Source organism: Longimicrobium sp. (assembly GCA_036389135.1).
Classification (GTDB): domain Bacteria; phylum Gemmatimonadota; class Gemmatimonadetes; order Longimicrobiales; family Longimicrobiaceae; genus Longimicrobium.
In genome coordinates, this window is the sequence record DASVQP010000117.1 from 85,898 (window position 1) to 106,492 (window position 20,595).

Annotated in this window: 20 protein-coding genes and 1 other RNA gene; 10 read left to right on the forward strand and 11 right to left on the reverse strand. The window is 71.1% G+C overall.

The genetic code is table 11. The annotated features are described in order from the left end of the window. Positions 1–4: 4 nt before the first annotated feature. On the reverse strand, positions 5–1,180 hold the full coding sequence (locus VF584_23585) for an NUDIX domain-containing protein (protein HEX8213178.1): 1,176 nt from the start codon (positions 1,178–1,180) through the stop codon (positions 5–7). Between the two features lie 143 nt (positions 1,181–1,323). On the opposite strand from VF584_23585, the gene VF584_23590 reads away from it, so the two are divergent. The 3 genes from VF584_23590 to VF584_23600 all read left to right on the forward strand — a co-directional run bounded on the left by VF584_23590 (position 1,324) and on the right by VF584_23600 (position 3,328). Continuing rightward, entirely contained in the window at positions 1,324–1,638 is a 315-nt protein-coding gene (locus VF584_23590) for a hypothetical protein (protein HEX8213179.1), read from the forward strand. Positions 1,639–1,681: 43 nt separating this feature from the next. Continuing rightward, positions 1,682–2,149 carry a hypothetical protein gene (locus tag VF584_23595; GenBank protein ID HEX8213180.1) on the forward strand — a complete coding sequence of 156 codons (468 nt, stop codon included), beginning with the start codon at positions 1,682–1,684 and terminating at the stop codon, positions 2,147–2,149. A 141-nt stretch (positions 2,150–2,290) separates the two neighbouring features. Beyond that, positions 2,291–3,328: a DUF3667 domain-containing protein gene (locus tag VF584_23600; GenBank protein HEX8213181.1), complete on the forward strand. Its 1,038-nt coding sequence runs from the start codon at positions 2,291–2,293 to the stop codon at positions 3,326–3,328. Positions 3,329–3,386: 58 nt separating this feature from the next. Here the strand turns inward: VF584_23600 and ssrA are convergent. The 4 genes from ssrA to dusB all read right to left on the reverse strand — a co-directional run bounded on the left by ssrA (position 3,387) and on the right by dusB (position 7,861). Then, positions 3,387–3,762, reverse strand: a transfer-messenger RNA (tmRNA) gene (gene ssrA, locus VF584_23605). Between the two features lie 396 nt (positions 3,763–4,158). Further along, positions 4,159–6,081: a sensor domain-containing diguanylate cyclase gene (locus VF584_23610; GenBank protein ID HEX8213182.1), complete on the reverse strand. Its 1,923-nt coding sequence runs from the start codon at positions 6,079–6,081 to the stop codon at positions 4,159–4,161. 26 nt (positions 6,082–6,107) lie between these two features. Then, the gene (gene larB, locus VF584_23615; protein HEX8213183.1) at positions 6,108–6,869 is read right to left on the reverse strand and encodes a nickel pincer cofactor biosynthesis protein LarB; all 762 of its coding nucleotides are present in this window, start codon (positions 6,867–6,869) and stop codon (positions 6,108–6,110) included. Beyond that, positions 6,866–7,861: a tRNA dihydrouridine synthase DusB gene (dusB, locus tag VF584_23620; protein ID HEX8213184.1), complete on the reverse strand. Its 996-nt coding sequence runs from the start codon at positions 7,859–7,861 to the stop codon at positions 6,866–6,868. The genes larB and dusB overlap by 4 nt, the downstream gene beginning before the upstream one ends. A 286-nt stretch (positions 7,862–8,147) precedes the next feature. On the opposite strand from dusB, the gene VF584_23625 reads away from it, so the two are divergent. After that, the gene (locus VF584_23625; protein ID HEX8213185.1) at positions 8,148–8,537 is read left to right on the forward strand and encodes a hypothetical protein; all 390 of its coding nucleotides are present in this window, start codon (positions 8,148–8,150) and stop codon (positions 8,535–8,537) included. 304 nt (positions 8,538–8,841) lie between these two features. Here the strand turns inward: VF584_23625 and VF584_23630 are convergent, their stop codons facing one another. Then, entirely contained in the window at positions 8,842–9,063 is a 222-nt protein-coding gene (locus VF584_23630) for a hypothetical protein (GenBank protein ID HEX8213186.1), read from the reverse strand. A 13-nt stretch (positions 9,064–9,076) separates the two neighbouring features. Continuing rightward, complete coding sequence (locus VF584_23635) at positions 9,077–10,192, reverse strand: glycosyltransferase (protein ID HEX8213187.1); 1,116 nt, start codon at positions 10,190–10,192, stop codon at positions 9,077–9,079. A 202-nt stretch (positions 10,193–10,394) separates the two neighbouring features. Here VF584_23635 and VF584_23640 point away from each other — a divergent pair, with 202 nt between their 5' ends. Then, complete coding sequence (locus VF584_23640; GenBank protein HEX8213188.1) at positions 10,395–11,096, forward strand: hypothetical protein; 702 nt, start codon at positions 10,395–10,397, stop codon at positions 11,094–11,096. A 4-nt stretch (positions 11,097–11,100) separates the two neighbouring features. Next, the gene (locus VF584_23645; GenBank protein ID HEX8213189.1) at positions 11,101–12,405 is read left to right on the forward strand and encodes a hypothetical protein; all 1,305 of its coding nucleotides are present in this window, start codon (positions 11,101–11,103) and stop codon (positions 12,403–12,405) included. A 97-nt stretch (positions 12,406–12,502) separates the two neighbouring features. Here the strand turns inward: VF584_23645 and VF584_23650 are convergent, their stop codons facing one another. Beyond that, the gene (locus tag VF584_23650) at positions 12,503–12,838 is read right to left on the reverse strand and encodes a hypothetical protein (GenBank protein ID HEX8213190.1); all 336 of its coding nucleotides are present in this window, start codon (positions 12,836–12,838) and stop codon (positions 12,503–12,505) included. 123 nt (positions 12,839–12,961) lie between these two features. On the opposite strand from VF584_23650, the gene VF584_23655 reads away from it, so the two are divergent. Both VF584_23655 and VF584_23660 read left to right on the forward strand, forming a co-directional pair. Continuing rightward, positions 12,962–13,150 carry a hypothetical protein gene (locus VF584_23655; GenBank protein HEX8213191.1) on the forward strand — a complete coding sequence of 63 codons (189 nt, stop codon included), beginning with the start codon at positions 12,962–12,964 and terminating at the stop codon, positions 13,148–13,150. 155 nt (positions 13,151–13,305) lie between these two features. After that, the gene (locus VF584_23660) at positions 13,306–14,355 is read left to right on the forward strand and encodes a trypsin-like peptidase domain-containing protein (protein ID HEX8213192.1); all 1,050 of its coding nucleotides are present in this window, start codon (positions 13,306–13,308) and stop codon (positions 14,353–14,355) included. Positions 14,356–14,463: 108 nt separating this feature from the next. Here VF584_23660 and VF584_23665 read toward each other — a convergent pair whose 3' ends face one another. Further along, on the reverse strand, positions 14,464–14,628 hold the full coding sequence (locus VF584_23665; GenBank protein ID HEX8213193.1) for a hypothetical protein: 165 nt from the start codon (positions 14,626–14,628) through the stop codon (positions 14,464–14,466). A gap of 152 nt (positions 14,629–14,780) precedes the next feature. Between VF584_23665 and VF584_23670 the strand changes: the two genes are divergently transcribed. Together VF584_23670 and VF584_23675 are read left to right on the forward strand one after the other, a co-directional pair. After that, complete coding sequence (locus VF584_23670) at positions 14,781–16,139, forward strand: dipeptidase (protein HEX8213194.1); 1,359 nt, start codon at positions 14,781–14,783, stop codon at positions 16,137–16,139. Further along, positions 16,136–17,752, forward strand: coding sequence for a M2 family metallopeptidase (locus tag VF584_23675; protein HEX8213195.1), 1,617 nt, complete (start codon positions 16,136–16,138; stop codon positions 17,750–17,752). The genes VF584_23670 and VF584_23675 overlap by 4 nt, the downstream gene beginning before the upstream one ends. Before the next feature lie 130 nt (positions 17,753–17,882). Here VF584_23675 and VF584_23680 read toward each other — a convergent pair whose 3' ends face one another. Next, on the reverse strand, positions 17,883–19,472 hold the full coding sequence (locus VF584_23680) for an FAD-dependent oxidoreductase (GenBank protein ID HEX8213196.1): 1,590 nt from the start codon (positions 19,470–19,472) through the stop codon (positions 17,883–17,885). A gap of 121 nt (positions 19,473–19,593) precedes the next feature. After that, positions 19,594–20,490: an archaetidylserine decarboxylase gene (gene asd, locus VF584_23685; GenBank protein HEX8213197.1), complete on the reverse strand. Its 897-nt coding sequence runs from the start codon at positions 20,488–20,490 to the stop codon at positions 19,594–19,596. Between the last annotated feature and the right edge of the window lie 105 nt (positions 20,491–20,595).

Genomic DNA, 20,595 nt, shown 5'->3' on the forward strand with positions numbered 1-20,595 from the left:
ACTGTCAAGCTTCCCGCGCGGCGGCGGACGCCTCTTCCCCGCCCTCCAGCGGGAGCCACGGCAGCCGGATGGAGGTCTCCAGGCGCGCGCGCAGCGTGTCTTCGCGGAAGCGGAAGAGTTCCGGTGGCACGCCTGGCCCGCCGGTGTCGCGCGTGCGCCGCTTCCCCGTGCCGTGCACGATGCGGGGGGCGCGCGTGGCGCGGTGATCCTTGGCGGCGGCCACCGCGCGCCGGAAGTTGGCGCGGTGCAACGGCCTGCCCGCGATCACCTCGCACCCGGCCTGCAGCTCGTCCAGCGTGAACTCGGCGCCCAGGAGCGCCATCAGCGCCGCTGGGAGGTACTTGATCTTGCCGCGCAGACGGCCCAGCGCGTCGGCCATGATCTCCCGGTGGTCGAACGCCATCGGCCGCCCGAACGCCTTTGCGCCGTCACCGGTGACGCGCCCCCAGGTGTCGCGATGCGCCTCCTCCACCAGCCCCGCCTCCCGCAGCAGGGCGAAGCGCTCGGAGACGCGCTCCTCGTTCCACTCGCGCAGCCCGAATCCCCAGGCGAACTCCACCCGCTCCGCTCGGTCCCCGCCCTGGCCGCGCGCCCAATCATCGAGCGCGCGCAAAGCGGATTGCGCCGCCGCACGCCCGTCCGCGGAGCGCAGGTCTTCCCAGGGGAAGTACGTGTAGACGTCCTCCCAGCGCGCGTCAGTGGCGTCGTCGCCGTGCTGGGGGTCGAAGCCGCCGCCCTCGCGCCGCACCAGCATCAGGTAGGCGTTAGTGGTGACGCGGGAGCCGCGCGAGACCCACTCACCCGTCCCGGGATCGCGCGCGCCGGCGAACTGGCGCGGGTCGCGGCCGTTGGTGCTGTAGCTGCCGAGCGGCTCCACGTGCTCGGGCGCGGGGCACCCGGTCTCCTCGCGCAGCTCGCGCAGGGCGGCCTCGCGCGAGTCGCGGTCCCCGGCCCAGTCCATGAAGCCGCCGGGCCACGCGTCGAGCCCGGCGAACGGCTCGCCGCCGCGCACCACCACGAGCGCCTGGAGCTGCGTGGCGCCTCCTTCGCGGCCCAGCGCGAGGGCGACCGCGTCACCCGTAACGGCGTGGCGCGGATATTCGCGCGCATCGTACTCCAGCGCCCACTCCGGCGGGTCGCCTCCCGGGTTCACCCCACGCACCTCCGCACCATCCTCCATCGCTCCCCCTTGCTGACCGGAATCATTGCGCGGCACGTTGAGCACGCTGCGGGCCAGCCGGCAAGGGGTCGGGGTTCACATGACGTCTGTCATAAGTCGTGACGGCCGGGAATGGCGCGCGGACGCCGGCGGGCGCCGCCGTGGTGGACGCGACCGGCAAGACGCTCCTCGCCGGCCTGATAGACCCGCACACGCACAGCTGCGGCGACGCGCTGCGCGAGGCGGTCGTTTTCGGCGTGACCACCGGGCTGGACATGTTCACCGACCCACCGCATGGCCGCCACTGCCCGCGCGGAGCAGGCGTCCGGAAGTGCCTGGCGAACGCGTGCGCCAGGTCCTGCGCCTCGCCGCCAACGGGGCCGCCGGCGCGGCCGGTGGCGCGGGAGAAGGGCTGGCTGAAGTGGAAGGAGGTTCGGGCAACAAGATCATTGTATAAGGGCACACACGAGGTAGATTGACCGTGGCAGTTCCTGCGTCATCCCACCCGTTCCCCGAGGTCTGATGCGAAACTCTTTTGTAATTCTCCTCCCCCTGGCCATGGCGTGCGCCCCCGCGGCGACGACCACGACCGACGGTCCGGCACCCGCGCCGCAGCCCACCGCGGCCGCGCCCGCAACGTGGAGGACGGGCAACCTGACGGCGACCCTCACCGCCGCCGAATTCCCCGCCGGCGTGCCGCAGGAAGCGCGGGCACAGATGGCCGGCGCGTGGGAGATCCAGTTCCACCAGGGCAATCACTACGTTGGAATGCACAACGGCAGGCAGGTCGTGGAGGGTAACTACCGGATCGAGGGAAACCAGCTCACGTTCACGGGCCGCGAATCCGGCCCGATGGCCTGCCCCACCCCGGCCACCTACACCTGGCAGGTCACCAACGGCCAGGCGAGGTTCACGCTGGTGGGCGACGAACCATGCCGTGGCCGAGCCGCTGTGCTGACGGCGCGCCCGTTCGCCTTCCAACCCGCATGATCGAGGCGGTACGCTGAAAACGGAGGCCCGGCCGGCTTCGCGCTGGCCGGGCCTTCGTGCGTCCGCCATCCACGGGGGGCGGAATACTTGCAGGACGGTTCCCCACGAGCCGAGCAGCCTCCGCCCCCGGATCCCCGGCACATGCCCGATCCACCCGTCCCATCCGGCAGCGCCGTCGCCGATCGCCCGGGCGCGCGCGGCGACCCGACGGCCGCGCCGAAGCGGAAGGCGCGGTGGTGGTCGCCGGAGACGCGCCGCACCCCGGCCCGGCCCTGCCTCAACTGCGGCGACCCCACCGTGAGCGCCTTCTGCCCCACCTGCGGGCAGCGCAAGGTGGAGGTGAGGATCTCGTTGCGGAGGATGCTGCTCGAGCTGCTGGAGGACCAGCTCGCGCTCAACGCGACGCTGCCCCGCACCGTCGGGGCGCTCCTCTTCCGCCCCGGCCACCTCACCTCCGAGTACGTGAAGGGGCGGATCGTGCGATACGTGCCGCCGTTCCGGCTGTACCTGGTCACCTCCGTCCTCTTCTTCGTCCTCCTCCCGCTCGCCGCCGACGCCAACATCATCGCGGACCAGGTCGCCCGCGACGACGCCGCGCAGGTGAGGCGCGTGTCCGCCCCGGCGGCCGCGAACCCGGGCGGGCTCCCTGCTCCGCCCCCGCCTCCCGCGCGGCCCCGCGAAGAGATGGACATCAACATCGCCTGGAAGGACACGGCGGCGGTGCCCGGCTGGCTGAAGCCGCTGAACCGCCGCCTCACCCGCACCGGGGAGCGCCTCAAGAGGATGCCCCCCGGCGAGGCGCTGCGGGCGCTGATCGTGGCGATGGAGGAGAACGCGCCCAAGGGCGTGTTCCTCATGATGCCGCTCTTCGCGTTCTTTCTGAAGGTGCTGTACTTCCGCCAGAGGCGTTACTTCGTGGAGCACTTCGTCTTCGCGCTGCACGTGCACTCGCTGGCGTTCGTGCTCTCCACCGTCGGGATGCTCTTCCAGTTCCCGCTGCTCCTGGGGACGCTCGGGCTCTGGCAGCTCGTCTACGTATTCGTGGCGATGAAGCGGGTTTACGGACAGGGGATCGTCCGCACCTTTGCGAAGTACCTCGCGCTGGGCTTCGCGTACGTCGTCTTCGGCGTGGGGCTCGGCGCCGCGGCGACGATGCTGCTGGCGGCGATCACCATGTAGCGGGTCCGGTATACGCGAAAAAACCGCTCCGGCATGTGCCGGAGCGGCTTTTTCGAATCAGTGGAGATGCCGGGAATCGAACCCGGGTCCGCCTGCAGATCCCCCACGACTTCTACGTGCGTATTCCACTGTTCTTTTCTCCTCGCCCGGTCATCGGCCAGTGGAAGGCCCATCCCAGACCAGTCGTGTAATCTCGCTTACCCTACCACGACGCTCGGGCAAGCCAGCTTGAATTTGCGACAACTGCTGACCCGGCTCAAGCGGGTCTGATCAGCAGAAGGGCGGTAAGGATTTCCCCGAGGGGAACTCTACTTACGCAGCCAGGGCGAAGTTATCGTTCGCAGTTACAGGTTTTACCGCTTATTTAACGAGGCACTCGGAGACCTCGGCACGCAGCCATGGCTTCACCACACACGTCGAAGCCAGTCATCCCCAGACCCGAATTGTCAACGCAGGTAATCTAACCGGCTTGGCGGAGAGTGTCAATCCCGTTGCGGGGCAAGGGGTTAGGGGGTCTGCGCATCGGTCCGGCGCACGTGCCCCCCTCCCCCCGGCCCCCTCCCCCGCCTGCGGGGGCGCAGGGCGGGCGAGGGGGAGAACTCCGCTCGCCGCGCGCAGATCCGGTAGGGGCGCGATTCATCGCGCCCACCCCCGCCCCCGCCTCGACCGCTGCCCAGCCCACAGATCCTGTAGGGGCCGCCCCACGTGGCTGCCCGTGCCCGTCCCCGGCGCCGGCCCGGGCACCCCGCACCCACGCCCGCCAAACGCCCCTCCCCCAGGTAGTTATTGGGGGAGGGGCCGCGAGGTGACGAGCGGGGGAGGGGGCCCGCTCAGATCTCCACTTCCGGCGCGCGCCCCGCTTTCGGCGCCAGCATCACGCGGTTGCGGCCGCCGGCCTTGGCGCGGTACAGCGCCTCGTCGGCCAGCTTCAGGAGGTCGGCGGCGGTGGGGGTGCACTCGGGGCATGCGGCCACGCCCACCGAGGCCGTGATTCGCAGCGGCTGCCCGCCGAAGATCAGGGGGCGCGCCTCGATGCTGCGGCGGATGCGCTCGGCGGCGTCGCCCGCCTGCCGCAGCGACGTCTCCGGCATCAGCACCACGAACTCCTCGCCGCCGAGACGCGCAGGAAGGTCCACGTCGCGCACGCCGGCGCGCAGCAGGTCGGCGACGTGCTTCAGGACGCGGTCGCCAACCTCGTGGCCGTGCGTGTCGTTGAACTTCTTGAAGAAGTCCACGTCCAGCATCAGCATGCTGAACGGACGCGCGTAGCGGTCGAAGTACGCGGCCGCGGTGGAGGCGCGGCTCTCGAATGTGGAGCGGTTCGCCAGGCCGGTGAGCGAATCGGTGGCGGCGAGCTGCTCCACCCGGTCCAGCTTCAGCCCGCCGCGAAGAGGTGGAGGCGCGATGGAGCGCAGGTCGCGCAGGAGCTCCATCTCCTTGGGCCCGAAGCGCGCCGGGTCCGGATGCCACGCGACGACGGCGCCGAGGGGCTCCCCGTCCGCCACCAGCGGGATGACGGCGGCGGAGCGCGGCGGCGACACCCACATCTCGCCCGGCGCCAGGAGCGGCAGCAGCTCGCTCTCGCCGCGCAGGTCGCGGTACGACAGGTCAACCCCGTGCTTGATGCTGAGCGCCACCCGCGAATCCCCGTCCCCGAACTCGGCGGCGGCGCGCGGGGCGCGGCCCGTCTCCGCCGCGATGTGCAGGATGCGCCCGAACGGCCCGCTCACGCCGGGAGCCAGCGCCACGGCGGCGCCCTCCGCACCCAGTCCGGCGCGCACCGCTTCGGCCAGCTGCCGCGCGAACGGCTCCAGCTCCAGCTCCCCCGGGAGCGCCAGTACGGCGGTCCTCAACGCGGCCGTGCGCGCCTCGGAGCGCGATGAGTCGGCGCGCATGCGCAGGAGCGAGACGAGGGCGGAGAGGTGCTTCGCCGCCGCCAGCGCGGTCGCCTCGGCGCCGGGGGGGACGACGCCGGGATAGGCGAGCGCCAGGACGCCCAGCGGGAGCTCCACGGGGACGAGGAGCATCTCCGCGGCCCACGGCGACGGCAGGTCGCGCCGTCCTCGCTGGAGGTGCACCGGCATCTGCTCGTCGATCGCCCAGCGGAAGGGATGCCCTTCCAGCGAGACGCGCGGCTCGGGCTCGGCGACACCGTCGGGAGCGGCGCGGGCGCGGAGCTGCGCCGTTCCTTCGTCCGCATCCATCTTCCAGAGCGCGGCCTCCTGCGCGTCCGTGGCGCGGCGCACCAGCTCCATCGCCGCCTCCGTCAGCTCCGCGTCCGAAACGGCGGCCTCGGTGCGCGCAGCCTTGCGGGCGGGCGCCTCCGGGTCCGCGAGAGTGCGGCGCGCGGGCACGGAGACGAGCGCGAGCGCCGCTCCGGCACCCATCGCCAGCGCGTGGCGAAGGAGATCCATCCACTCCACCGTTCCCCCGAACAGCCACACCACGAGCGGTACCAGGAGCGCGGCGACGGCGGCCGCGGGGCGCGTCCACGGCTCCCGCTCGCGCAGCAGGAGGTACGCCCAGACGCCCGCCAGCGCGATCAGCGGCGACGCGAGCGAGCCCGTGGCGAGCAGCAGAAGGTGGATCGCGGGCCAGGCGGCGAGGACCGCCAGGGCGCGGGGCGAGCGGGTGTACGCCCAGGCCGCGAGCCCGGCCAGCACGGGCACCGCGGCCCACGCGCCCCATTCCGGACGCCAGCGCGGGGCCAGGAGCGCGGCCACGTAGGCCACGCCCGCCACGAGGAGCAGCACCGGGAAGCGGGAGGCGCTGGAGATCGTCAGGAGGAGGTCAGAAGGTTGATCCGCGCGGCCGCGACCGCCGCGCCGAACCCGTTGTCGATGTTCACCACCGTCACGCCCGACGCGCAGGAGTTGAGCATCCCGAGCAGCGCAGCCAGCCCGCCGAACGCCGCGCCATATCCCACGCTCGTCGGCACCGCGATCACCGGCGCGGACACCAGCCCGCCGACCACGGAGGGAAGCGCGCCCTCCATCCCCGCGATCACGATGACGACGGCCGCGCGCTGCAGGACTTCGCCGGCGGAAAGGATGCGGTGCAGCCCGGCCACGCCGACGTCGGTCAGCCGCTCCACGGGGCTGCCGAAGGCGCGGAGGGTGTCCGCCGCCTCCTCGGCCACGGGAAGATCGCTCGTGCCGGCCGTAACGATCAGCACGGGGCCGCGCGTGCGACGCCCCGCAGGGATCGCGGGCGGCAGGTAGGCGGTGCGGCCCAGCGCGTTGATCTCCACGCCCGGGAGCACGGCCGCGAGCCGCTCGGCGCCCTCGGGGCTCACGCGCGTCGCCAGCAGCCCGTCGCCGCGGACGGCGATGCGCTCCGCGATGCCGGCGAGCTGGTCGGGGGTCTTGCCCGCCCCAAAGATCACCTCCGGAAAGCCGTGGCGCAGCGCTCGGTGATGGTCCACCGTGGCGAAGCCCAGCTCCTCGGCGGGGGTCCAGCGCAGCCGCTGCTCCGCGACGTCCGGCGCCGTCTCCCCCCGCGCGACCTCGTTCAGGAGCGCGCGCAGGCGCTCCGGCGTCACGCCGCTACCTCCTGCGTCTGCTGCAGGTAGCCTTCCAGGAGCCGCTCCGCCTCCTCGATCCGCGTGACGGCGAAGAGCTCCTGGCGAAGGAGGCGCCCGTTCGGCAACCCCTTGGTGTACCACCCCAGGTGCTTGCGGAACTCCACCATCGCCTTCTCCTCGTCGCTCTCCCACGCGATCGCCAGGCGCGCGTGCTCGATGACGATGCCGAAGCGCTCCACCGGGTCCGGATCGGCGGGGACGGGGCGGCCCTCCAGCGCCGCGCGCGCCTGCCCAAAGATCCACGGCGCCCCGTGCGAGCCGCGGGCGATCATGATGCCGTCGCACTTCGTGTGATCGTGCATGCGCCGTGCGTCCTCGCCCGTCCACACGTCGCCGTTGCCGATGACCGGGATGTCGAGCGCCGCTTTGACCGCGGCGATCTCGTCCCAGTTGGCCGTACCGCTGTACATCTGGGTGCGGCTGCGGGCGTGCAGGGTCAGCGCCATGGCGCCCGCGTCCTGGCAGCGCAGCGCGATCTCAACGGGGTTGCGCGTATCCTCGCTCCACCCGCTGCGGATCTTGACCGTGGTGGGGATGGAGATGGCGGCGCGTACGGCGCGGATGATCGCCTGCACCAGGTCGAGGTCGCGCAGGCAGCCGGAGCCGCCGTTGCGGGTCACCACCTTTTTGACCGGGCAGCCGAAGTTGATGTCCAGGAAGTCCGGCTCGTACACCTCCTCCACCAGCGCCGCGGCCTCGGCCATGGCCTGGGGATCGCCGCCGAAGATCTGGATGCCGATGGGGCGCTCTTCGTCGTTGAAACGCAGGTAGCCGTGCGTGCGCCGGTCGTGCCGCCGGATCCCCTCGGCGGAGACGAACTCGGACACGACGACGTCCGCCCCGAAGCGGCGGCAGAGCCGGCGGAAAGGGGACTCGCTGACGCCTGCCTGGGGCGCAAGGTAGAGCGGGACGGTGCCGCTTGCCAGAAGGTCGAGCGCATTCGATTTCATGCGGGTAAACTACTTGAGTCCAATGGTTTTCTCAACCCGATTCGCGGGTCTGGCGCCAGGCGCAGTCCATTCGTGCACGTCTTTGCTGCAATGTCGTGAAAGAGCGTTCGCGTGCTCATTGCGCCAATCGCCGGACGGTACGTTCGCGACGTGGGCCGTTCTCAGCGCTTCCGTTACTTTGCGCGCCATCGGTCGCGTTCTTTGGGCAGATGGCGGCGAATTCGATCCAACGCCGCGTGCGGCGGGCTCTTGCGCTGAACGGAGTTTTCTGTAATATAGTTGTCCCATGCCGAATACATTAAACGAAAAACAGACCGACCTGCTGCGCTACCTTTCGCGGCAGACCGGCCCCGTTCCGGTGGACCACCTGGACGGGCGCGTGGTGAGGGCTCTCAAGTCGCGCGCGCTCATCGACGAGCGCAATGGCTGGGTGTCCGTGAGCAACCAGGGACGCGACGAGTTCGAGACCAAGGTCCGCCGCCGCCGTGCCTTCAGCCCCCACTCGGGCGACTCCGGCGCCCGCAATGCCCGCGCGGAGTCCATCAAGCGCGCCATCGACGCGCTGGAGCTGGCCCTCCCCAAGGACGCCGAGGTCATGATCGGCGAGATGCCGGCCTACGCGGACGACGTCATGGAAGGGTTGCGGGTTTTCGCGCGGCGGCTGGCGCGCACGTGATCGGCTGAGGACGACTGGAGGACCCGGGCGAGGCATCGTCCGGGTCCTTTTTGTGTGGCGGGGGGTTCCAGGTAGTCCGAGCTGTGCCGGCTGGTCCGGCGGTTGAATTGAAACCGCTGCAACAACCGCGGGAAACCTGCCTTCGCAGGTTGCGGGGGCGGGATCGGTGCCGGTTCGCCGGGGGCTGAAGCCCCCGGCTGGAACCACGGGAAGCCCACTGAAGTGGGCTCGAGAAGCACGGCGTCGGACCCGGAGTCCGCGGAGGCGGACTTTGTGCTGTTGTTGCAGCGAGTTCACTCGCCGGCTACCCCCCCGTCCACGCCGTAAGCCGGTGGAGCAGCGCCTCGACACGGGCGCGGAGGTCCACGTCGTCTACGAAGGGGGCGGCGGCGCGCAGGTAGGTGATCAGGAGGCCGATCTCGCCCTGGGCGAGCTCTTCCACGAAGAGGGCCGGATCGAGGCCGAGGTCGTGCGCGGCGGTGGTGACGGCGCGGACGGAGAGCTCCGTGAAGTCGTCTTCGGGCACGTGATTGCTCCTGTCAGGGCTTCCAGTGGAAGCGAGGGCGGCTTCCCCACACCGCCATCGCGGTCAGGTAGAACGGTTGCGCGAGGAACCAGAGCGGAAGCCAGCGCAGCAGCCCGGTGCGGCCGAAGCGGCGCGCCGCCGTTCCGTACACCAGGAGGTCCGCGGCCAGCTTGGCGAGCACGCCCGCGATCCATCCCGCCCACGTCAGGTACCCCGACCACACGAAGAGCGGCCCGCACAGCACGAAGACGTTGGCGTAGAGCGATGCCGCTCCGTACGCCAGCACCCGCACGTCCGCGCGAAAGTGGTGCATCCCGCTGGACGCCCAGCGCGCCCGCTGGTTGCGGAAGTCGCGTAGGGTGGGGACGGGCTGCGTCCGTACGAGCGTCTCCGGGCCGTCCGCCCAGCCGATGCGGCCCAGCTCGGGCGCGGAGCGGATCAGGTAGAGCATGAGCATGTCGTCGCCGGCGATGCGGCCGAGGCCGGAGCGGTAGCCTCCCACGCGCTCGAAGGCGGCGCGCCGGTAGGCCAGGTTGTGCCCCGACGCGCCCAGCGGCATGCCCAGACGGGCGCTCGCGAGCATCGTAGTGGTCAGCGTGAGGAAGTCGAACGCCTGGAATCGTTCGAACCAGGGGCCCTCGGAGGCGTATTCGGAGCATCCCAGCACCATCGCGACGTCAGGCTGAAAGGAGCGCACCAACCCCGCCACCCAGGTGCAGGGAACGCGGCAGTCGGCGTCAGTGAGGAGCAGGATCTCGCCGCGGCTGGCTTCGACGCCGCGCTGAAGGGCAAGCTTCTTCGGCGACAGGCCCGGCGGGACCTCCGTCTGACGAACCAGGCGAAAGCGACCCGGTTGCCGCGCGGCGGCATCTTCTACGAGCTCCGCCGTTTCATCGGTGGAGCGGTCGTCCACGATCAGCGCCTCGAAGGCCGGGTACGTCTGCGCGGCGAGGTCGGCGAGGAGCGCGGGGAGACTGGCTGCTTCGTTGCGCGCGGCCACCACCACGCTGACGAAAGGCGTCGCGTCTCTCGGCGGCGGCGAGGGACGGCGCAGCGCCCACCACGCCGCGGCCGATGACGCGAGGTACAGGCCGAGCGCGGCGACCGTCAGGACGTCAAAGAACGACAACGCGATCGGAGCGGAGGTCGAGAGAAACGGGCTTTGGGCGGGCGGTCGCCACTTCGCGTTCCGTGCCAGCGAAATCGAAACAGGTGACTCAGGGGGGCGCACTCCTTACATTGGTAGCGCGCATCCCGCCGGAAACCGGAAGTCTCCCTCCCCCGTACATGGCGTCGGCCGCACGCACCGCGCGGCCCGACTGCACCCGAGCATGAGCTTCTACCTTTTTTCGCTGATCCTTGGAGCGCTGGGCCTCCTCGCCATGGCCGCGTCCGGCCTGAGCCACGGGCACGGGCACGGCGGCCACGACGTGTCGCACGGGGGCGGCCACGGGCACGGCGGCCACATAGGGCACGACCTGGGCGGCCACCACGGCGGGCACGATGTCGCCGCGCACCACGGCGACGGCGACCAGGGGCACCACGGCGGCGGCAAGAGCGGCCACTCGTGGGCCTGGCAGATCCTGTCGCCGCGCGTGCTGTTCAGCGTGCTGGTGGGGCTGGGCGCCACGGGGCTCGCGGGGGAGCCGTACCTGGGCGGGGTGCTTCTGCTGCTGCTGGCGCTCGCCGGGGGGATCGTCTTCGAGCTGGTGGCGGTGAGGCCGGTGTGGAACTTCTTCTTCCGCTTCGCCTCCGTGCCCGCGCTGACGCTGGAGAGCGCGCTGTACGACACCGGGACGGCGGTGACGAGGTTCGACGAGAGCGGAAGCGGGCTGATCGCGCTCGAGGTGGACGGGCAGGTGCTGCAGGTGCTCGCCACCCTTCGCCCCGCGGACGTCGGCAAGGGCCTGCGGATACGCGCGGGTGACCGGGTGATGGTGGAGGAGGTGGACGGCGCGCGGAACCGCTGCGTCGTGTCGAGGGCCGCGCCGGATCATCCGGCTGGCGGCGTGAAATCATTAGAGGAGAGCTAGGACGATGAACCTTGCAGGAATCGCGGTCATCCTGATCGGCGTTCTGATCGTCATCCCGCTGGTCGTCAACTCATTCCTGCGCAGCGTGGGGGCGGGCTCCATCCGCATGGTGAGCTGGCTCAACGGGCGCACGGCCATCTACCGCGGCCCCGGCAAGTCGTGGGAGATCCCGCTCTTCACCACGGGCACCACGCTTTCCAGCAAGGCCATCAACGTCGACCTGGACATCACCGACCAGACGGCGGACCTGGACCAGACGGGGACGCCGCAGCCGATCAAGGTGCAGGTGCTGGCGAGCGCCATCGTGTCGGTGGGCGACACGGACACGATGATCAAGACGGCGGCGAACCGCTTCTTCTCCAAGCCGGAGGCGGAGCAGCTCAACATCCTGATCGACCTCCTCTCCAGCTCGGGGCGGCGGGCGATCAACCTGCTGACGCACGACCAGCTCTTCTCGGCCAAGACGGCGCCCCGGCTGCCGGTGGGGATGACGGGGACGGCGCTGGCGGAGCACACGCCGGTGGAGCTTCCGGTCTCGCGCGCGGTGGACGCGGCGGAGGACGACGACGATCCGCTCGCCATCATCATCCGCAAGGCGTGCTCGCGCGAGCTCACGGACCTGGGGCTGGCGTTCAACTCGCTGAACATCAAGGTGGTGCAGAGCGAGGTGGCCGAGGCGCGGCGCCGCATGTCCGCCGCCGAGGCGCAGGCCAACGCGGACATCGTGAGCGCGCAGCAGTCGCGCCGGTCCAAGGAGGCGGAGCTGGAGGCGGAGCGCGAGATCAGCAACAAGCAGCGCGAGCTGGAGCAGACGCGCGCGGCCAACGCGGCGCTGATCGCGCAGGCCGAGGTGGCGCGCCAGGAAGCGCTCGGCCACCAGCGCATCGCCGAGCTTGAGGCGACGCAGCTGGCACAGGCGCGCGCGGATGCCGAGCGGGTCAAGATCCAGGCGCTCGCCACGGCCGAGGCGGAGGCCATCCGCATCAGCACCGTGGCCGAGGCGACGGCGGAGAGCATCCGCAAGGTGAACGAGGCGATCCAGCGCGGCGGCGAGAGCTACTTCCGCTACCGCCAGATCGAGATGCTCCCGCAGATCGCGCCGTCGATCGCGGACGCGCTGGGCAAGGCGCGGCTGGTGACGATCACGAGCGGCTCGGACGTGGGCGCGCCGGAGGCGACCACCAACAACATCACCGGCGTGATCCAGACGGTGCTCGCGGCGCAGCTCGTGGGCCGCAGCGGCATGCTGGGCGACAGCGCGGAGGTGCCGGTGGCGGCTGGGGACGGCAACGGGCGCGGCGTGCTGTAAAAACAGCCTCACACAGAGACACAGAGGGGACTGCAAGAACAGCAGAAGAAGTTCTCTGCGGCTTGCGGTTCCCTTTGTGTTCTCTGTGTGAGGTTTTTTAGTTGCGGACTTCGAGGAGGAGCACGGGGCGCGCGTCCTCGGCGAGCCAGAGGGAGGCGGCGTAGCCGTAGCCGGTGCCGGGGAGGAGGGGGGTGCCGGGCGGGATGAGGCGGGGGGCCGCTTCGTGGGCCCAGAAGGCGCGCGCCTGGCCCGCCGGGAACCAACGCAGCGGCTCGCCCAGCTCGGCGACGGCGAGGCGGGCGAGGCTGATCTGCTCCGCCGCGTCGTCTTCGTACAGCGTGCGGGCGCGGGCGTGGGGGAGGAAACCGTGCTCGTCCCACAGCCGCGCGAGCGGGAGGTGGGTGACGACGCGGCGTGCGAGCGGGCCGGTCACGTCCGCGGCTCCTTGTGCGTGTGGGTCGTTGAGGGTTGCGGGAAGCTACGCGCCGGGCGGGGATTTTGCACGCCGGGCTCGCGAGCGGATTTTCCACTACCTGCCCCGGCGGAGGCGCCCCGAATGGCCGCGAAGGACAAGAAAGACGAGCCGCGGAAGCGCGTCTCGAAGACCAACATGATGATCGGTGCCGCGGGCCTGTTCCTGTTCATCGTGGGGGTGAAGCGTGGCCTCCGGGTGGACGTGCCCGGCGTGACCGAGGGCGTGCCGCTGGATGTGGAGCCCGACGAGGAGGAGGACGGCTCCGCCTGAGGCACGGCGGGAGTTGTGAGGGGACGCGGGAGGGCGCTGATGCGCTATCCCGCGTCTTTGCTTTCTGGGGGGATCGTGAGGCTCGGGGTGCACGGAAGATGCAGCGCGTCCTGGACGCTGGAGGCATCGATCACCCGGACCGGAAACGGGGGCAAGTGAGCAGCTTCATCAAAGTGACCGCCGCCGCGCTCGCGGTGGGGTTGGGGATTGGGGTGGGACAGGGGATGGTCAGCCGCGCCGCGCCCAACGGGCTCCTGGACGCGCAGCCGCAGCAGACCATCGCGGCGCTCCCCCCGCAGGAGGACAACATCGCGGTGCGCGTCGCGCGGCAGGCGACGCCTGCGGTGGTGAGCATCGCGACCGAGGGCGGATCGGGCTCGGGGGTGATCGTCAACCGCAACGGCACGATCATCACCAACGCCCACGTGGTGGGCAACAGCCAGACGGTGCGGGTGGGGCTGCAGAACGGGCAGATGCTGCTGGGAACCGTGCGCGGCCGCGACCCCAGCGTGGACATCGCGGTCGTGCAGATCCCGGGCTCCAACTTCCCCAGCGCGCCGCTCGGCGACTCGGACCGGCTGGCGGTGGGGCAGACCGCGGTGGCCATCGGCAACCCGTTCGGGCTGGAGCGCACGGTGACGACGGGGGTGGTGTCGGCCATCAATCGCAGCATCGACGAGCAGTTCGAGCCCCTGATCCAGACCGACGCCGCCATCAACCCCGGCAACTCGGGCGGGCCGCTGCTGGACTCGCGCGGCCAGGTGATCGGCATCAACACCGTGGTGCTGCGCGACCCCACCAGCGGCGGCACGGCGAGCGGGCTCGGCTTCGCCATCCCCATCAACCTGGCCAACGAGATCGCCCGCCAGATCGTGGCGACGGGGCGGGTGCGCCGCGCGTACATCGGCGTGGTGCCGGCGGACGTCACGCCGGAGATCGCAGCGCAGTTCGGTCTGCCGGTGCAGCGCGGCATCATCCTGCGCGGCGTGGGGCGCGGCACTCCCGCGGCCGAGGCCGGGCTGCAGGTGGCGGACATCATCACCCAGATCAACGGCGTGGCGATCAACTCGTCCGGTGACCTGCGCCGCTTCCTGCGCGCGCAGCAGGCCGGGACGACCGCGACGCTCACCGTGCTGCGCCCCGGCCCGGACGGCGCGGCGCAGCGGCTCCAGATCCGCCTGCGCCTGAGCGAGATCAGCACCTGAACAGACCTCACACAGAGCCACGGAGATACACAGCAAGAAGGGCAGGAGGAATAGCTTGTTCTTCTCCCTTCTTTCTGTTCCCCTCCGTGGCTCTGTGTGAGGCTGTTGTCAGAAGATCAGGACCGCCGCCACGAAGGCTAGGATGAGCAGGGCGATCACCGTGATCGCCGTGCTGGAGAGGCCCAGGCGCGAGGTTTTGGGGTCGCCCACGCCGCCGTTGGTGGCCTGGGGGTCTGTTTCGGTCCAGCGGTTGGGATCGGGGCCTGCCGCCATCGCGCACCTCCGGTGATTGGGAACGGTGCCGGCGGTGCAAGCCACGCGCCCGCCGGGTGCCGGTGGCGAAGCAGCGCGCGGGCACTATATTCGCCGTCCGCGGGCGCCTCCGCCCGAGGGAGCAACCCGAACCGCAGCCGAGCGCATCGACGATGGCCGTTTCCGACTACCTGCAGCGCAACCGCGAGCGCAGCCTCGAAGAGCTGATCGATTGGCTCCGCATCCCCAGCATCAGCGCCAAGACCGAGCACCGCGAAGACACCGCCCGCGCCGCGGAGTGGCTCGCCGGCCGCATGCGCGAGGTGGGGCTGCAGACGGTGGACGTCGTAGCGACCGCCGGCAACCCCGTCGTCGTGGGCGAGTGGCGTGGGGCCGAGGGCGCACCCACGCTGCTGGTCTACGGCCACTACGACGTGCAGCCTCCCGAGCCGCTCGACGAGTGGAAGTCGCCCCCGTTCGAGCCGGTGGTGACGGACGGGCGCATCTACGCGCGCGGCTCGGTGGACGACAAGGGGCAGGTGTACCTCCACCTCAAGGCCGTGGAGGCGCACCTGGCGGAGAATGGCTCGCTGCCGGTGAACGTCGTCTTCCTGGTGGAGGGCGAGGAAGAGGTCGGCTCGCCGAACCTGGGCGCCTTTCTCAAGGAGCACGTGGAGCGGTTGCGCTGCGACGCGGTGATGATCTCGGACACGACGATGTTCGCGCCGGGCCTGCCGTCGATCACGGTGGGGCTGCGCGGGCTGGCGTACATGGAGGTGCGCGTGCAGGGGCCGTCGGTGGACCTGCACTCCGGCGCGTACGGCGGCGCGGTGGTGAACCCGGCGCTCGTCCTGGCGCGCATCCTCTCGCAGCTCCACGACGAGCAGGGGCGCATCACCATCCCCGGCTTCTACGACCGCGTGCGTGAGCTGACGGCGGAGCAGCGCGCCGCCATCGCCGCGCTGCCGTTCGAGGAGGAAGGCCTGCGCGAGGAGGTCGGCGCGCCGGCGCTGGGCGGCGAGGCGGGGTACGGCTCGGTGGAGCGCATCTGGGCGCGGCCCACGCTGGACGTCAACGGCCTCCTCTCCGGCTACACGGGTGAAGGCGCCAAGACGGTGCTCCCCGCGCGCGCCATGGCCAAGGTCTCCATGCGCCTGGTGCCGGACCAGGACTACAAGGAGATCGAGCGCATCTTCATCGACCACATCAGGTCGCTGGCGCCGGAAGGGGTCACGGTGCAGGTGGAGGCGCTGCACGGCGGGCAACCCTGGTTCGCGGAGCCGGAGGGGAAGGTGTTCGACGCGGCCAAGCGCGCCCTGGCCCGCGCCTACGGCAAGGACCCGGTGATGATCCGCGAGGGCGGCTCCATCCCCATCGTGCAGTCGTTCCAGGAGACGCTGAACGCGCCGGTGGTCCTGATCGGCTTCGGGCTGCCCGGCGAGAACGCGCACGCGCCCAACGAGTGGATGTCGGTGGAGAACTTCCACGTGGGCGCGGAGGCGATCGCCGCGCTGTACGAGGAGCTCCGGTGATCTCACCGGGCGCGACGACGGCTGAGGCGGAGGTCCGCGCCTTCATCGACGGGCACGTGGAGCGGATCGCGCCGCTGATGCGCGAGTCGAACCTGGCGGCGTGGGACGCGGCCACCGGCGCGGACCCGCAGGCGCACGAGCGCTCCGCCCGCGCCCGCGCCGCGTACAAGACGGTGTACGCGGACGCGACCAACGCGCGCCTGGTGCGCACCTGGCTCGCCAGCGAGGACGTGCGCGATCCCCTGCTCCGCCGCCAGCTCGTGCTGCTGGACAACGAGTACACGGGCAACCAGCTCCCGCCCGAGACCATCGAGGACCTGGTGCGCCGCGCCACGGAGCTGGAGCAGACCTTCACCGAGTTCCGCGCCACCTTTGCCGGCGAGCGCGCCACCAACAACCAGCTCCTGGACGTCCTGCGCGACGAGCGCGACGTGGCCACCCGGCGCGAGGCGTGGGAGGCGAGCAAGCAGATCGGACGCGAGGTGGCCGAGCCGCTGCGCGAGCTGGTGCGGCGCAGGAACGCCGCGGCGCGCTCGCTCGGCTTTCCCGACTACTACGTGATGGAGCTGCGCCTGCAGGAGCTGGACGAGGAGCGGCTCTTTGCCATCCTGGACGAGTTCCGCGACCGCACGGACGCACCCTATCGCCGCTTCCGCGACGAGCTGGACGCGCGCCTCGCCGCCCGCTTCGGCGTCGCCGCCGAGGCGCTCCGCCCCTGGCACTGGGAAGACCCTTTCGGCCAGGAAGCGCCCGGCGTAGGCACCGTGGAGCTGGACGACGTCTTCCGCGACCACGACTCGGTGAGGATCGCCGCCGACTTCTTTCGCGGCATCGGCCTCCCCGCGGACGACGTGCTCGCGCGCAGCGACCTGTACGAGCGCGAGGGCAAGGACCAGCACGCCTTCTGCATCGACGTGGACCGCGAGGGCGACGTGCGCATCCTGTGCAACATGCGCCCCAACGAGAAGTGGATGGGCACCCTCCTCCACGAGCTGGGCCACGCGGTGTACGACAGCTACGTGCCGCGCGACCTTCCCTTCATCGTCCGCGGCCCCGCGCACATTCTGACGACCGAGGCGGTCGCCATGTACATGGGCCGCCTCACGCGCGACCCCTCCTGGTTGCGCGAGGTGATGGGCGCCGGCCTGGGCGACGACGAGGCGGACGACGTGCGCGCGCAGCTCCGCGCCGCAATGCTGGTGGCCGCGCGCTGGATGCTGGTGATGGCGTACTTCGAGCGCGAGCTGTACCGCGACCCGGACCGCCCCGACCTGAACGCGCTCTGGTGGGACCTGGTGGAGCGCCTCCAGATGGTGCGCCGCCCCGACGGCCGAGACGAGCCGGACTGGGCCTCCAAGATCCACCTCAGCGGCGCCCCGGTCTACTACCACAACTACCTGCTGGGCGAGCTGATGGCGTCACAGATGTCCGCCGCCGCGCGCCGCGGCATCCCGCGCGGCCGCAGCATCGCGGGGGAGGAGCCGGTGGGCCGCTTCTTTCGCGAGCGCATCTTTCGCCCCGGCGCCTCGCTGGACTGGAACGAGCTCCTGGTGCACGCAACCGGCGAAGGCCTGTCGCCGCGGTTCTTCGTGGAGGAGTTCGTGGAGGGGTAGGAAGGGCCCTCTCCCCCAGCGTCGCCCCGCGACACATCCCCCTCCCCCGATACTGCCCGGGGGAGGGGGTGTTGGCGTGTATGGGTGCGGGGGGACGGCGATGAAGCTTTCTCGCTGCTTCCGTGCGAGGTCAGAGGGGTGCGAGGCCGAGCTTCGCGAGCATCATGTCCGCCGTCTGCAGCGCGCCTTCCACCCACCCCTGCGCGTCGGAGTAGGCCTCGCCGCAGATGTAGAGCGCGCGGCCGTCGAAGGGCTGGACGATCCGCTCCTTCACGTCCCAGCTCTGTACGCCGATGTTCCAGCTGTTCCACCCGCCGCCGAAGGGGTCGTCCCCCCAGTCGCGGAACGCGGCGTTGCGCACGTCGGGGGTGTAGCTGAGCCCGTGGATGATGCCGAGCTGGCGCGCCACCTCCTTCACCATCCGGCGCGGGGCCTTGTACTGGCACCACGCCAGGTCGGGGTGCCCCTCGCAGTCGTCGCCCAGGTGGGGCTCTTCCACGTCCGCCACCTCCTTCCCCTCCTGCCAGGCCTGCCGGCGGCGCGGACGGAAGCCGTCCCAGTAGCCGATGTTCGTTCCGTCGTCGTAGCTGGCCATCAGCATCGCCGGTCCTTCCGTCGCGGGCGTGCCGTCGTCGTTCGGCCAGTAGTAGGTCTGGCGCACGGGGAGGTCCGTGACGGAGCGGCCGGACTCCACGGGTATGAACTTGCCGTCGGGCCCGGCGGACCCCGCGGATCGCCACCACGGGTTGCTGTAGGTGGTGAAGAGCTTGAACAGCGGCCGGGGCGTGACGCTCGAGATGAGCTCCCGGATCTCCTGGAGCGGCGGGCTCGCCGGCGCCAGCAGGTCGAGCGACCGGCGCGGCATGGCCAGGATGAGCGTTCCCGCCCGCACCGTCTTCCCGCCCACCCGCAGCTCGAACCCGTCGCCCGCCGCGTCGAAGCCGTCCACCCGCGTGTCCAGGCGGATGCCGTCGGGGCCGAAGAGCTGCGCGAGCGAAAGGGGGACCTGCTGGAAGCCCTGCTTGAAGCCCTTGTACCGGGCGTCCACACCGAAGTCGGAGAGGTACCAGGGGATCGCGTCGGCGGCGTTCCAGTTGAAGAGGGTGGAGTTGTAGCCCCCCGCGTCCACCCCCAGCTCGTACCCCTCGCAGCTGATGACGCGCAGCAGCACGTTCCAGAAGCCCTGCTGGTAGAGCGGGAGCCCGGCGAAGGTGGCGCCCTTCACCATCTCGCGGCGTTGCTGCTCGCTTAGCCCCGGGCTGGTGATCCCCGGGACGATCTGCTCGATGGCGTTGATGATGATGCTGCCGGCCGTACCGCCCCGCTCCAGGAAGCTGAGGTGGTACGGCACCTTGCGCGGGTTGGTGGTGAAGTCGGAGTTCCGCAGGTGCACGCCGCGCAGGTAGGCGATGTTCTGCGGCTTGTCCACCGGGAAGTCGTAGGTCTCGATCTGCTGCCCCGCCGGCAACTCGTCGTTCAGCGCCTGGAGGAGCTTCCTGATGAGGGGCTGCACCGCCGGGAGGATGCGCATCCCGCCCAGCTCCGCGACCATGTCCTTGATGTCCGGCGGGCGCACCGAGAGCAGCCGCCCCCCGACGTGGTTGCCGCCCTCGAAGACGACGATCCTGCGGCTCGGGTCGGCCCGCTTGAGGCGCCAGGCGCTGTAGACGCCCGAGACGCCGGCTCCGACGATCGCGACATCGACCTCTTCGTCTGCCATGTTTCACCAAACCTGTTTTGGGGAGCGTGTAAATGGGCGGGATCCGGAGTACGGCACGGCCGTGCGGGAGCACCGGTGCGCCAGCGATGCCCCTCACGGATAGTCCCGGATCAAGCGCGAGTCAAGCTTGGCCGATCGCGCTCCCCAGCCGCACCGGCGCACCCGCCACGCTCCCCTCCGCCAGCTCCACGCGGCCGGGCTCGAACACCAGCACTACGGTGGAGCCCAGGTGAAAGGTCATGATCTCGTCGCCCTGCGCGATGGGGACGGGCGGGTCGTAGCTCTTGGTGGCCGCCGCGAGGCCGCGGCGGTTGGTGACCCACGACGATGAGCCGGCCGGAGCGTTCCAGGCCGGGTCGAAGGCGGCGGAGATGCGGCCGACGTTGTAGGCGCCCACCGCCACCATCGCCACGCGGCCGAGGGGGCCGTCGATGTAAGCCAACAGGCGCTCGTTGCGGGCGAAGAGGTCGGGGAGGTGCGCCACGGCGGGGGCGTTCACCGGGAGGAGCGCGCCGGGAATGTGGCGCGCGCGCGGCACCACGCCCCCGCACGGCGAGTGGATGCGGTGGTAGTCCCGCGGGCTCAGGTAGATGGTGGCGAAGGCGCCGCCCTCGAAGCGCTCCCACTCCGCGCCGTCGTCCAGCAGGCCGGCCAGCGTGTACTGGCGCCCCTTGGCCTGGATCAGCTTCCCCTCCGCCACCCGCCCCACCTGCCCGAACACGCCGTCCACCGGGGAGGCGGCGACGCGCGGGTCTGCGGGCCAGGTGCGCGCGCCGTCCCTGAGCTTGCGCACGAAGAAGCGGTTCAGCGACGGGTACTCCTCCAGGGGCAGCTCGCACTCGCTGACGTCGGCGCCCACGGCGCGGGCGAAGGCGCCCAGGACGGGGCGGCGCAGCGGGCGCGGGAGGGGCGCGTCCGCGATGCGGCCGAAGGCGCGGGAGAGCGCGCCCTGCGGGAGGCGCCCCAGGACGCGGAGCAGCGCCCGCGCTCGGGCGGACGGAAGGTCGGTCTGGCTCATGGCATGCGGCGGATGAAGATTGCGCGCCGCCTGTTGCGCGGCGCGGGAGCGGAACGGGCCCCGAAGTGTTAGATTCGGCCCCTTCGCACAGGGCGCGCCGTGCGC